Here is a 13,421-nt window from a genome sequence, read left to right on the forward strand (position 1 = left end):
GGGCAAGCGCCACAACATGCGTACTTACATAACCTCAACTATCGCCCTGGCTATCATTTGCTTAGCTGTGCTAATGCCAGATAGGTCAGTGTGAATATCGCCATCACGTCCAGAATGGTGGCCACGGCCAACAAGAGACAGAAAGTAGTAAGGCTGCTTGGAGGATAGATCGATGGCCACCGAATAAATTAGCGATGGTTGTGCCGAATTTCCGCTGCCGCTGTAAATAGGGTCATCCGGATACGCTTTTTCATGATAGAAATCATTGAAATCAAATGATCGATTGATCTCTAGTTTTACGACTATTCTTTCTAGCTTTGCGGATGTCACGGTACGTAAGTCAAAGCTTGTTAACGGCGTTGCTCCAGTCAGCGCGTCTGCCAAAGGTTGCGCCGAACTGGGCATGAGCAAACCGTCCTCGCTGACTACGCCTCTCGAGTGCGACCAATGCGGCAATGCCTCTGGGCGTCGCACCTCTTCGCCACCAAAAATTGAACCAATATACGAACTATCAGAAGCCTTCTTAGTGACATAGAGTGTTTCCAAATATTCGCCCTCAAAACTTTCGACCCACATGGCCATTTGTGGAACAGCGGTTGTCGTTACCCCCATAATGACTGCTCCAGGCCCGGAATAGTGCTCTCCTGCCTTTATGTCTATACTGAGCTTTTGACCTGTCTGCGTTAATTTTGTGTAGATAGTCGAACTTCGCTGACGATCTATCGGTCTTAATTCCTTTAATGCATACCCTGCATCGATCAGCCACTGTGCCGGCGGAACTCCCAAGCCGAGACTGATGATGACCACAGGAATAATCAACACGCTGCTCCAAACCCATTTACGCATTTCGTTTTTCTTTAAGTACGAACCGAGCGGGCGAAGGTTATTTCTTAAATGAAAAATGCCATAAAACACAAACAGTAACCCAAATACCGTATGAACTGCCGACAACAGCTGATTATAACGAAAACTGTACGACATGATCCCCGTTACAACGATGGTTAGAAACCCACATAACATCAAAATACTGACTAATGGACGACTGCCGTTATTTTGTTTTTTCATGATTTACTATTTCCTGTTCCATTGATTAAGAATTCCATCGAATCAAACATACGCGTCCATGCTTGTTCGCTATTAATTTCAATTCCTGTAAAACGCTCTATTTTGCGACTACGTATTGCCAAATAATTAATGGCAAAGATGAAGGTGTTGGTTATCGTAGGCCAATCCGCACTAGGGAGATCTAATTTCTGCATGTGAGCTGCCAGATCTAATCCCATTTGCTCTCTGACTTGTTCTAACGCGATCGTTAGGGCATTCCGTTCTACCATTTCCCAGGCCATTATTTCAATCGTCAATGGACGAGAACGAACAGCGTTCGCAAATCGCTCCAATACGGTCCTCAATACCTTATCGAACGGCTGAGACATTAGTTCTTGGACGTCATCCTCTTCGCCCAAAATCTCTTCAACGCTCGGCCAAAAGTCAATTGAATTTGCGTAAGCGGCGTAGAGCCCTTCTAGTCCATCAAAGTACCGATAGATAAGCACCTTGTCGACCTTGGCCTTTCTTGCAAGTGCGTTAACACCAACATTGGCAAACCCTTGCTCCGCTATTAGCTCTCCCACCGAAGAGACCATTCGTTGCATTGTGTCCTCTTTATTCTTAACGGCTTTTTTCATAGAAGTCACTAATATCACCTGTTGGTGACACTTATATCACCGGTCGGTGACAAAATCAAACCTTCTGATATCTAATTTTTAAAGCTGATCCATAAAGCTCGATACGAAAACCACATTTTAGCCATTATTCGGCACTTGAATTCATTTTTGTCACACTTTCCGCATTGATAGTGCTGATATATTGACCTTGGTGCCAATTGAGCGACACTTTATCAATCACTATTGTTCAATTGCTCAAACACGATAAAGATAGTTTTAGTCAGATATCACACACACACACGAAACCCATTTTTTGGGAGGAGAATATGATGAATTTGATTAAACGACTTACTACCTCTGTTACTGCAACCCTTGAAGGTGCCGTAGGACAATTGGAAAACCATGACGCGATTATTGATGCGAGTATTAAGCAAACAAGACAGGCCGTCGCCAAAACTCAAGCACGATTAGCCACTTTACGCCAACAACAGAATGCGTATGAATCTCAACTGCAACTGTCTATTGAGCAAATCAAAGTATGGGAAAACCGTGCGAAATCACTAGCCACTGAAAATGAAAGCAAGGCACTTCAGTGCCTAACACGGAGAAACCAAAACGAGGCGGAATCCAATAGACTAAAGCAAAGCATAGAGCAGCAAGATGGCCTCATTAGTAGCGTGTCGACTAACCTTAGTACGTTGAAAACCAAACTTGATGAAATGACGCAACGCCATAATCTAATGAGATCAAGGCAGGCGGTGGCTGATGTCAGTAAAGTTACCTCAAAATCCAATATCTCTGAGCAGCTAGATGAAACGTTTGAACGCTGGGAAAGCGTTGTCCTTGAAACAGAGCTGGCAGTAAGCGACGCATGTTGCTCTGATCCATTAGAAGCACAGTTTGCTCAGCAAGAAGATAAAGCAAAGCTTTTGGACCAGCTTTCTGCTCTCAAAGATAAAAACAACTCTGTGTAGAAACACAGCAATCGACGTAACAAGGAGATCAATATGACATCTATTACGCATAGCTCGATCATCGAATCCGGCATCGAAGACTCTTACCAAGAGCCCGACCATGGCCAGCGCACTGAAGACAAACTGGAATCCAATGGGGGTAGATCACTTTCCGCCGCTCTTAGAATATTTGGGGCCTGTGCCGTTATCGCTTCTATCTCTCTATTTTTGATCGAAGGCTGGACCGACGGCAACGACTTAAACCGCTACATGAAGCTACTCACCCAGACCGGGTTGATTACAGGCGCGGGGATTTTCTTGAGTTTTATAGTTAAAGAAGCTAAAGGCGCTCGCGTCTTTTTCGGTCTTGGGTTGGTCTCTGCTGTCGCTAATTTCACCATTCTTGGCGCGCTAACGTACTCCATGTTTCAACTCGACAGCGCACTTGGGGACAATTATCACTCAATGCTTCATTGGCAAGCGGTTAGCATAGGGCAATTTGTGCCGCTAGCGTTGGGCGCTATTGCGCTTTTGTCTCTACTTTCTCTATTTAGTTTTAGCATATTTGCCAGAAAGGTCGCCCCCAAGCTGACGGTCAGCTTTCTAATGATTTGTAGCCTACTTTTGGTGCCCGCGCGTGAGGCAATGTTCGCAGCGGCATTAGCTGGTGTGGCGCTGTTTGCCGCAACGAGAGTGACTCTAGGCATAGTAAAGTCCAAGGAAATATTACTCACGCTCGAGGCCAAATACGCGTTGGCATGCCTATTTCTACCAGGCTCAATCATCATCGTTCGATCGCTTGGCTTATACGCGGTAGATGAACTTGTGCTACTAACCCTGTTCTCCCTAATTTACTACGGGCTAAAAAATGTGACGCTGTTGCTTTCTTCTAAGTCCGCCTTACAAAGCCTATTAACCATTGCTCAGTACGTCGCTGGCATAATTATCGGCTGCCTGATTGCGTCACTGATTCCACACCAATTTGACTCTTACAGTACGGCCGTCTTTTCAGCCATACTTATTGGAATAACCTTGGACTTGGTGAAGCAACCAAACGGGCACGAGGGTACTGTTCTTCGAGCATTAGTTTCAATCACCACATTCTGCGTGATAGCCATTAACGTTATTTATGCTGCAGTGAGCTACCAATTACTGGTAAAAGTCATCAGTCTAGTATCAATTTCTGCCGTACTTCTATTGATACTGCATAGCGCGAAAACAATCCAAGGGCTTCGGGCTGCACAACTGCTTGCATTTGCTGGTCTTGCGGCAACGGTCCTAATAACGCTGATAGAAATCGTTAGCTTGTTACACGTAGGCTCGTGGGTTTTGATTGGTGGGTTGGGAATCACACTGATCATCATAGCCTCTCTTTTCGATAAATATGGGTTTAGATTAAAATTGCCATCGAATAAGCAAGCCGCGTAAACTAGTTAAATTCTCAACAAAGTGCGCCAAATTAGTCCATCTAATTTGGCGCACATAACAAAGACATTACGTCTACAAAAACACTTCTCATGGCTCGTTCACCTCAACTCGTAGACGTACTTAAAGCAGAACTTAGAATCAAAGGGATTCAATATAAACAGTTAGCCGAAAAGCTAAATTTGTCTGAATCGACGATAAAGCACATGTTTTCCAGCAAAAATTTTTCATTAAAAAGGCTAGATAAAATTTGCGAAATACTGGGCATAGAGATCAGCGATTTGGTTGCTCAATACGAGGCAAGGACACCCAAAATTGAACAGCTCAGTATTGAACATGAAAGAGAACTCGTATCTGACGCGGCGTTGTGTCTGATTGCTTATTGCGTTGTTAATAATTGGACGATCCAAGAAATAATGGAGACTTATGCTCTTAGCGAAACGGATTGCATACGATGTTTGGCGCAACTTGATCGAATGAAAATGATTGAGCTACTTCCTGAAAACAAAATCAAACGCCTAATTTCCAACAATTTTGCGTGGCACAAGAATGGGCCTATAGAACAGTTCTTTCGGAACGAAGCTCAACAACGGTTTTTAAGTGGTTCATTCTCTGGGGATGATGCGGCTAGGATAATCAAGCTCGGTGACCTTTCGGATAAGTCGATACTTCAAATTATCGAACGTCTGGAAAGCATTGGGGAGTTGTATGATGAACTCAACACTGAAGACAGCAAGCGTTCATTCACAAAAAGACATGGAACAAGTATGGTTTTAGCGATACGAAAGTGGGAGTTTCACGCATTCAAGAAACTGCTCAAATAACGCGTTAAAGAAAAACGGCCATTAACAAATAGTTAATGGCCGCTCTATTTAGTCGATTGCCAAATCAATTAGCAATGATTAAATTTACTGAGGCGCTGCCGTTAACGTAACACCAGAGAAAGCTCGGTAACCTCGAAGGCGAATGAAGTAGGTGCCAGCCGCAGGGCTACTAATCGTACACGTCTCATTGTTGCCGTTACGATATGGACGACAATCGTAAGTGCTAGTCGTTGGATTTGCACCACGACGGACGTAAAGGTCGGCATCGCCAGATCCACCACTGATGCTCACCACAAGGCTACTTTGTCCAGCTGGAACATCCAGCTCAAAGTCGACCCACTGATTTTGCGCACCAGAAATATTGCTCTGCGAAATCGTGTCTGGCTGCCCAGAACCACCGCCCGCCGTGAAACTCCCAACCAAGCTAGTTCCAGAGTAAGAGCTATACCCTCGGAGCATGACGTAGTAAGTGCCTGTCTGAACGTTACTGATATCACACGTTTCGTTATTACCATTACGGTATGGCCGGCAATCATAAGTACTGGTGGTTGGCTGTGCGCCAAAACGAACGTACATATCGGCATCGCCCGAACCGCCACTCATGACGAAACTCAAATCAGTTGCCCCAGCAGGTACGTCAAGCGTATAAACCACTTGGCTACCCTGCGCTCCTGATAGGTTGGTTTTCGCTGTGCCGTTGGTCAATTCGTTCTGACCGCCACCAGGGTTTCCACCACCGGGGTTAGCGGCCGCAACAGCGGCACTTGCGTCAACAATACCAGTACCACAGCCTGAACATGACGAAGGAAAACTACGTGAAGTGGATTTTAAAAGGCTCTCGACTTCAGCAGGAGTAATCGTAGGGTCTACGGCGTACATAAGAGCGGCAGCACCCGCCACATGCGGAGTTGCCATACTGGTGCCTTGATAGTACTCGTAGTTCGGTGATGCGGGACCATTGTTTCCAGTATTGAGTGTAGAAAGCACGCCCTCAGATATGCCATCACTTTGCTGCCCACCTGGCGCAGCTAAATCAACCACGTTACCAAAATTGGAATAGTTAGCACGACCACCATTACGATTAGTGGCGGCAACTGTCACTACGTTTTGGCAATTTGCGGGGGTCGCATTGCTTGCATTCTGAGCCGAGTTTCCAGCCGCCACAACGACCGTCGCGCCAAGAGAAACAGCTTGATTAATTGCGGCCTGAGACGTCGCGTCACATGAGCCACCACCACCAAGACTGAGATTGATCACTTTGGCAGGATTTGGGTTAGCCGGCACGCCACTAACGCTTCCGCCTGCTGCCCATATAATGCCGTCTGCAATATCAGAGGTAAAACCTCCGCACTTACCCAATGCTCTAATCGGAACAACTTTCGCTCCATAAGCAACACCGACAACACCAGTATTGTTGTTACCGACCGCCGCGACTGTTCCAGCCACGTGAGTACCATGCCAACTACTGTTTTGATTGCTAGGCGGCGAGTTAGTTCCGCACTCCCCTGCCAACACGGCATCGCCAGTGTCGGCTGGATTAGAATCTCGTCCATTGCCGTCATTAGCGACGGTCGCTGAGCTAATCATGTCATAGCCCGGCAAGATATTAGCGTCTAAGTCAGGGTGAGCCGTTATCCCTGTATCAATTACCGCGACAACAACACCGGCGCCGGTCGTTGTATCCCATGCCGTCGGCGTGTTTAGGCCGCCAGTCGTTTCATAATAGTGCCATTGATTCGCATATTGCGGATCATTAGGCGTTGCCATCGCCTGTAGCATGCGATCGATTTCAACGTATTCAACACTCGGATTGGATTGCAATTGAAGCATCAGTGTTTTCAGTTGCTTTTTGCTCATTGCCCCGCCTTTGCTCTTTGGCAAAGACATTACATGGGCGCCCGTCGCCATTCTTCTGAGATGCTTCATTGGCACGCCCATGGCATTTGAAGCGGTCTTTTCAATATCGCTGGTCAACGCATAACTTTGTCCTTCGTATGAAGAGTCCTTATACTTGATGATAAGTTGATTTGCGAACGCTGGGTTTGCTTGAGTTGATGATGAGGTTTTGAAAGAAGCTGCTGCATCGTCTTGCAATACAACCGCTTGCGCCGACATCGCGAGCAGGCTCAATGAGACACCGCACAACGAGCTTTTGAGCGCGTTTTTATTTTTTATCATTTTATTATTTTCCTAAGTGATGGGGTTTTATTTGTAAGGCAAGACTTACCTATACCTACTACCCTCTTGCCCACACGTCTAAAACTAGACAGTGTGCACTATATCGAACAATTCGAATCTGGGCACCCTTGCTTTTGTCACTTAAGTTACTGAATATTCTGGACGAGATGTCTTGCAATAGCTAAGAATTACAAAACGAGCAATAATATGGATTATGTTAAAAAATCTCGCTAAATATAAGAAAACCTTAACTTCCGCGATTTTCGTGCTCTTATTTTTTGCAACAAATCACGCGCAAAGCCAAATCAACACAATTGTGAAGGCACAAAATAATACGATTTTAGAGGCCAAAATAAAGGATATAATTCGACTGAGAAGCGAAATAAACGCAGAAAATACGTGGCGGAAAAAGAGTTTTTCGTGTTCTGCCTCGAACTTAGAGCAAGACATGCTCTCCCAACACAACCGATCACGAAAAATCACCCAACAATGCGGCTCAAAAAAGCTACGCCCAACAAAAAGTCTGAAGCTAGATTGTGGCCTTCATAAGGTGGCCACAAGGCATGCAAAGCACCTCAAAAAAAAGTCCTCCTTAAGCCATATTGGAGCTCGGAACGCAGCTCTAAGTAAGCGAGTCTCACGGCATTCCAGAAAATGGAAAACGCTGGGCGAGAACATAGCACGGGGAGATGGGGATACAACGGCAATTCATCAGGCTTGGATGAACAGCAGTCAACATTGTAAAAATGTCATGAATTCTAAATTCAATAGCGTGGGTATTGCAAAATCGGGCCCAATTTGGGTGGTTGTTTTTGCTGAATTCTAGCGCCTAGACAGCTTAACATGAACAGCCAAAATTCCTTCCTCGCCAATCACTTCGGCACGATGTCCATGAATTTCAGGTGAAAATTTGACTCCGTCGGCTAGATAGTCTTGAGCTACAAACATTTTCCCCATCGAAAAGTCTCTGTGATCGCCAGCTCTAAGGGTAATCCGAAGGCACCCCGCCAAAACGATCAACAACGTTGGATCACCCGCAACATGAAACCCCGATTTGTAACTGCAGGAACTGGTTCTCAGCCTAAAGTTAACAGCCGCTATCTGTTCGCTCAAACGACGTTGCTCGTCGCCTGTCAACCGTATTTCGAGTTCGCTAAACTCTGAACCAGCAACACCATTGCTAGTCACCGCAGACACTAATATTGAATGGTCATTCATCTTAAAATAGAAAATTTAATTGATCGAAGCCGCCTATTATGATCACCACAGCCTTATGGATAAATGTCCTGAACAGCAATCTAAAAATGCACCAATGAATGCACCTCTGAGTCCGGCAGTTGAAGCCGACCATTAAGAGCATCAAGCTCTATAACAAAGGCGCAAAGTACAACGTGAGCATCTAGCTTTTCAATCAGCGATGACGCTGCGCTAGCCGTTCCTCCGGTTGCCAATAAATCATCAATAATGGCGACTCTATCCCCTTTTGATATTGCCGTCTTCTGCAATTCAACGGTGGCGTCGCCGTATTCGAGCGAATACGATTCGGTGACCGTTTCACCGCCGAGCTTACCTTTCTTTCTTGCCATTACTATCGGCAACCCCTCCTTATAACCTATAGCGGCACCGAAAAGAAAACCACGCGCATCCAACACCAATAGCTTGTCCACCTTTAGCTCTTGAACCTTGTCAGAAAAAGAGTCAATGACGTATCGAAAGGCCTCTGGGTTTTCTGTGATCGATTCAATGTCCTTAAACTGGATGCCTGGCTTTGGAAAATCCGGAATGGTTCTTATGATTGCTGCTAAATCCATAACTCTAGAAATGGTGTGATTGTAGAAAGACATAACAATACCCTAAAGCATACCTTGTTGATTGGCTTTTTAGCCCTTACTATTTAGACACGCAACATAGGAAGAACATAATGAAGCTGGACACTAGAGCCATTTCGATCTCACTCGTCATATTGGCGACAATTGGGGTTTTTTACGTATTAGTAGTGGGCAAAGCCTTTTTAGTACCACTGGCCGTAGCGCTGATGATTTGGTACGTAATCAATGCCATGAGCAGAACCTACACTAAGATCATTCCATGGGTAAAAGAACCTAATTGGCTTACTATGCTGCTATCCATAATTAGCATAGGAATTTTCATCGCGTTCGCGATCGATATGGTCCAAAACAATGTCGCAAATGTGCAAAACTCGATCCCCCGATATCGAGATAACTTCGCTAACCTTTCGACCAAAGTTAATGCGTTAATTCCCGCCCAGATTTTTGATCGCTTGCCGAAAGTTTCTGATTTGGTTCAAGGCATTGAGATTGCACCACTGCTAACTGGCTTCACTGATATCGTTGTCGCCATGATCGGCAACATAACACTGGTATTAATTTACGTAGCTTTTATGCTCGCTGAACAAGGCACCTTTCGAAAGAAGATCAAAGAAATCTTCCCAGATCAAGCGAAGCGCGGATCAGTCATGAGTATTTTAGTACACGTTCAGGAGGATATTCAGACCTACCTCTGGATTAAGTCATTAACCAGCACCATCACCGGCCTAATCAGCTACTTCGTCCTTAAAATGGTTGGCGTTGACTTCGCGGTTTTTTGGGCGTTTAGCATCTTTCTACTCAACTTTATTCCTACGATAGGCTCCATAATCGCGACGCTGTTTCCAGCCATGTTAGCACTGATACAGTTCGACACATTCTTCCCATTCTTCGTGGTACTGATCGGGGTCGGAGCAATTCAAGTTGTCGTTGGAAACGTCTTAGAACCCAAACTAATGGGGAATTCATTAAACGTCAGTCCCTTTGTTGTCATGATGAGCTTAACACTATGGGGCAGCATATGGGGAATAGCGGGCATGTTTTTAAGTGTCCCAATTACGGTGATGATGCTCATCGTGTTCGCACATTTCGAACGCACTCGCTATATCGCCGTTCTTTTATCTGGGGACGGGAGCCTAAAGTTTGCCAAACACACAAAGGCGCAACTTGAAAAAATCGCCCATTAAAGTTGAAGCTGGCTGAGTATTAGTTGTAAAAAAGCGACGAAGTCTCGTGACTCGTCGCCTCTTATCCCGAATTAACGCTTGGGTAAAAACTTACAAACCAGCCGCATCTCTCAATAAAGTGGCCTTGTCGGTGGATTCCCACTTGTACTCCGGTTCAGTACGACCAAAATGCCCATACGCCGCTGTTTTCTTATAAATAGGTCGCAACAGATCAAGTGTTTGAATAATGGCCTTAGGCCGCAAATCAAAGTGTTCTGCCACTAGGGCTTCAATTTTTGACTCTTCTATTTTGGCAGTCCCAAACGTGTTAACCATCAGACTAACTGGTTTAGCAACACCAATCGCGTAAGCCACCTGCACTTCGCAACGATCTGCCAAGCCTGCGGCAACCACATTTTTAGCCACATATCGCCCAGCGTAAGCCGCAGATCGATCCACTTTAGAAGGATCTTTACCTGAAAAAGCGCCACCACCATGATGCGCTCTTCCACCGTATGTATCCACAATAATTTTTCGCCCAGTGATTCCACAATCGCCTACAGGGCCGCCGATGACAAAACGCCCAGTCGGATTAATCAAAAATTTAGTATCCGCCGTTATCATGTCGGCCGGCAATGTTGGCTTCACGATTTCTTCAATAACAGCTTCCACTAAATCTTTCTGCTTAATGCTCTCATCATGCTGAGTCGACAGTACAACGGCATCGATCGATGCTGGCTTCCCACCTTCGTAGCGCACTGTTACCTGAGACTTTGCATCGGGACGCAACCAAGGAAGTTGCCCGCTTTTACGCATCTCAGATTGCTTTTTAACCAAACGATGAGAATATTCTATCGGCATAGGCATCAGCACATCTGTCTCTGTGCACGCGTAACCAAACATTAACCCCTGGTCCCCTGCGCCTTGATCAAGATCCAGGCCCTCACCTTCATTCACGCCTTGCGCAATGTCAGGCGATTGCCGATCAAGCGTCATCATGATGGCGCAAGATTTAGCATCAAACCCCATTTCAGAATCGTTGTAGCCTATTTCGTTGATGGTTTCTCGCACACGTTCAACGACGCCATCCAGACCGCGTTCACTCGTAATTTCACCGGATAAAACAACAAGGCCCGTGTTTACCAACGTCTCACACGCAACACGAGAGTTGGGGTCTTCCTCGAACAAATAGTCAAGAACTGTATCAGAGATTTGATCGGCGACCTTGTCAGGATGGCCTTCAGAGACTGATTCGGATGTAAATAGAAAATCACGCATAATTATACCTTTTCGTTAAATCAAGGGTATTTTGAAAATAGTCGACGGATTCTATCATTGACTATGATTTAATACAGCCCAATAACTTCAACTCTGCCTAACTAATTAAGTGCAATGGTAAACCGCCTTTCAAGCTCTTTCTTTATTGCGATAGCATTAATGATGATGAGCATAGCCATGCTTCCGATAATACGGTCAGCATTTGGCATAGATGATGCTATTCAAATTCAATTTTTCACCGCCATCATGCTGTTAATTGGAGGGTTAATGTGTGGACTCACGGGGATGTTACTGCTTGTTAAACGACAGCCCCAATTACCAGAAGCCTCTTCAGAGGCTAACTCGAAACATGCGGATACCAACAGTCAGGCAGCAATGATTCATGCCTCGGGACTACTTATTTTTACCGGAATACCGCTGGCGAACTTTCTGGCCTGCTATTTTATTTGGGTGAATACTCGCTCTGAATCGCGAGTTCTCGACACCCATGGCAGAGAAGCCATCTGCCAACAAATTACACTGTATCTCTATTTATTGGTTTCAATGTTCATGGCTTTGCTGATCGTAGGCGTTTTTGCTGCCTTGCTACTGCTACTACTACATCTCGTATTTACAATAATTGCCATAATCAAAGCTAAAGGTGGTGCGGTGTTTAGGTACCCAGCCAATATTTCAATTATTGACCGGCATATCCTACCAACGCCCCTCTCTTAACAGTAGCGTCGCAGCTGAGACAAGCTAAAACCCGTCCATCAAAGTGTGTCCATGACCTCAGCAGCTCTCTCAATGGTGTCTGCAATGTCATTCTCACTGTGGGTGCATGAAACGAACCCAGCTTCGAATGATGATGGCGCTAAGTATATTCCTCTCTCGAGCATTCCGTGGAAAAACTTATTAAACCGAGCAGAGTCACAGGCCATTGATTCTTCAAAACTTGAAACTCGTTCTAGATCAGTAAAAAAGAACCCAAACATGCCTCCGGTACCTTGAGTACATAGGGGGATATTCGCGCTTTGCGCTACATTCTTTAAGCCGATCAACAAACTTTTTGTTTTCACCGTGAGGTTCTCAAAAAAGTTAGGCGCGGAAATTAACTCCAAGGTTTTTATTCCAGCAGCCATCGCCACTGGATTTCCCGACAACGTACCCGCCTGATAAACAGGTCCGTCGGGTGAAATATGACCCATTATGTCTTTGCGCCCCCCAAAGGCACCTACGGGCATTCCACCGCCAATCACCTTACCAAAGCACGTTAAATCTGGAGTTATCCCATACACTCCCTGTGCTCCCTGTAAACCAACGCGAAACCCGGTCATGACTTCGTCAAAAATTAGAACGGTTCCATACTGGTCACACAGCTCGCGCATTTTCTCAAGATAGCCAACTTTAGGTGCGATAAAGTTCATATTTCCGGCAATCGGCTCAATAATAATGGCCGCCACTTCTTCACCTATCTGTTTAAAGACCTGCTCGAGACTATCTAGGTCATTAAACGGCAGTGTGATGGTAAGTTCTGCTAGAGAAGCCGGAACTCCTGGTGATGTTGGTACACCAAACGTAAGCGCTCCGGAGCCAGCTTTCACCAACAGACTGTCGGAATGCCCATGATAACAACCTTCGAATTTAATGATTTTTTCGCGCCCAGTATAGCCCCGCGCTAAGCGCAATGCGCTCATTGTGGCTTCGGTTCCAGAACTGACCATTCGCACCTTATCAATACTGGGAATTAGCTCACAGATTTTCTGCGCCAACGTTGTTTCTGACTCTGTGGGTGCTCCAAAGCTCAAACCATTGGCTGCCGTCTCTTGTACCGCTTGAATCACTTCTGGGTGCGCGTGCCCTAAGATCATAGGCCCCCATGAGCCAACATAGTCAATATACTGCTTATCATCAGCATCCCAGACATAAGAACCTTTTGCTTTCTTAATAAAAATAGGCTCGCCGCCCACACTTTTAAAAGCGCGAACTGGGGAGTTGACTCCGCCTGGAATGTATTTTTGAGCGATAGAAAACCGGGATTCTGTCATGATAATAGTGTCTAAATTTCTATTTCGGGCTGGAATATTAGCACGCAATTTTGTTCAACATGTGGGGAAAGAAGGGTGAT

The 13,421-nt window shown here is 45.5% G+C and carries 13 protein-coding genes; 6 read left to right on the plus strand and 7 right to left on the minus strand.

Annotated elements, in window-relative coordinates; all coding sequences use genetic code 11:
- Window positions 1-24 precede the first annotated feature (24 nt).
- Together ABWW54_RS00770 and ABWW54_RS00775 are read right to left on the minus strand one after the other, a co-directional pair.
- The gene (locus ABWW54_RS00770; RefSeq protein WP_353409089.1) at window positions 25-1,065 is read right to left on the minus strand and encodes a hypothetical protein; all 1,041 of its coding nucleotides are present in this window, start codon (window positions 1,063-1,065) and stop codon (window positions 25-27) included.
- On the minus strand, window positions 1,062-1,685 hold the full coding sequence (locus ABWW54_RS00775) for a TetR/AcrR family transcriptional regulator (protein ID WP_353409091.1): 624 nt from the start codon (window positions 1,683-1,685) through the stop codon (window positions 1,062-1,064). Before ABWW54_RS00775 ends, ABWW54_RS00770 begins: the two co-directional genes overlap by 4 nt.
- A 305-nt stretch (window positions 1,686-1,990) precedes the next feature.
- Between ABWW54_RS00775 and ABWW54_RS00780 the strand changes: the two genes are divergently transcribed.
- The 3 genes from ABWW54_RS00780 (at window position 1,991) to ABWW54_RS00790 (ending at window position 4,866) form a co-directional block, all read left to right on the plus strand.
- On the plus strand, window positions 1,991-2,638 hold the full coding sequence (locus tag ABWW54_RS00780; RefSeq protein ID WP_353409094.1) for a PspA/IM30 family protein: 648 nt from the start codon (window positions 1,991-1,993) through the stop codon (window positions 2,636-2,638).
- A 33-nt stretch (window positions 2,639-2,671) separates the two neighbouring features.
- Entirely contained in the window at window positions 2,672-4,045 is a 1,374-nt protein-coding gene (locus tag ABWW54_RS00785; protein ID WP_353409096.1) for a hypothetical protein, read from the plus strand.
- Between the two features lie 89 nt (window positions 4,046-4,134).
- On the plus strand, window positions 4,135-4,866 hold the full coding sequence (locus tag ABWW54_RS00790) for a helix-turn-helix domain-containing protein (RefSeq protein WP_353409098.1): 732 nt from the start codon (window positions 4,135-4,137) through the stop codon (window positions 4,864-4,866).
- 84 nt (window positions 4,867-4,950) lie between these two features.
- Here the strand turns inward: ABWW54_RS00790 and ABWW54_RS00795 are convergent, their stop codons facing one another.
- On the minus strand, window positions 4,951-7,044 hold the full coding sequence (locus ABWW54_RS00795) for a S8 family peptidase (RefSeq protein ID WP_353409100.1): 2,094 nt from the start codon (window positions 7,042-7,044) through the stop codon (window positions 4,951-4,953).
- A 448-nt stretch (window positions 7,045-7,492) separates the two neighbouring features.
- Here ABWW54_RS00795 and ABWW54_RS00800 point away from each other — a divergent pair, with 448 nt between their 5' ends.
- Complete coding sequence (locus ABWW54_RS00800) at window positions 7,493-7,870, plus strand: CAP domain-containing protein (protein ID WP_353409102.1); 378 nt, start codon at window positions 7,493-7,495, stop codon at window positions 7,868-7,870.
- On the opposite strand, the gene ABWW54_RS00805 is transcribed toward ABWW54_RS00800, so the two are convergent.
- Window positions 7,867-8,262 carry a hypothetical protein gene (locus tag ABWW54_RS00805; RefSeq protein WP_353409104.1) on the minus strand — a complete coding sequence of 132 codons (396 nt, stop codon included), beginning with the start codon at window positions 8,260-8,262 and terminating at the stop codon, window positions 7,867-7,869. The two genes, ABWW54_RS00800 and ABWW54_RS00805, sit on opposite strands and share 4 nt — an antisense overlap.
- Window positions 8,263-8,342: 80 nt before the next feature.
- On the minus strand, window positions 8,343-8,888 hold the full coding sequence (locus ABWW54_RS00810; protein ID WP_353409106.1) for an adenine phosphoribosyltransferase: 546 nt from the start codon (window positions 8,886-8,888) through the stop codon (window positions 8,343-8,345).
- 77 nt (window positions 8,889-8,965) lie between these two features.
- Here ABWW54_RS00810 and ABWW54_RS00815 point away from each other — a divergent pair, with 77 nt between their 5' ends.
- The gene (locus ABWW54_RS00815; RefSeq protein ID WP_353409108.1) at window positions 8,966-10,057 is read left to right on the plus strand and encodes an AI-2E family transporter; all 1,092 of its coding nucleotides are present in this window, start codon (window positions 8,966-8,968) and stop codon (window positions 10,055-10,057) included.
- Between the two features lie 90 nt (window positions 10,058-10,147).
- Here the strand turns inward: ABWW54_RS00815 and metK are convergent, their stop codons facing one another.
- Entirely contained in the window at window positions 10,148-11,314 is a 1,167-nt protein-coding gene (gene metK / locus ABWW54_RS00820; protein WP_502907742.1) for a methionine adenosyltransferase, read from the minus strand.
- A gap of 114 nt (window positions 11,315-11,428) precedes the next feature.
- Here metK and ABWW54_RS00825 point away from each other — a divergent pair, with 114 nt between their 5' ends.
- Complete coding sequence (locus ABWW54_RS00825) at window positions 11,429-12,028, plus strand: DUF4870 domain-containing protein (RefSeq protein WP_353409110.1); 600 nt, start codon at window positions 11,429-11,431, stop codon at window positions 12,026-12,028.
- Window positions 12,029-12,066: 38 nt separating this feature from the next.
- Here the strand turns inward: ABWW54_RS00825 and hemL are convergent, their stop codons facing one another.
- Window positions 12,067-13,341 (minus strand): glutamate-1-semialdehyde 2,1-aminomutase, encoded by a 1,275-nt coding sequence (gene hemL / locus ABWW54_RS00830; RefSeq protein ID WP_353409112.1) that lies wholly within the window; start codon window positions 13,339-13,341, stop codon window positions 12,067-12,069.
- Between the last annotated feature and the right edge of the window lie 80 nt (window positions 13,342-13,421).

Origin of the sequence: Arenicella sp. 4NH20-0111 (assembly GCF_040366405.1) — a bacterium.
In the GTDB taxonomy this organism is placed as follows: domain Bacteria; phylum Pseudomonadota; class Gammaproteobacteria; order Arenicellales; family Arenicellaceae; genus Arenicella.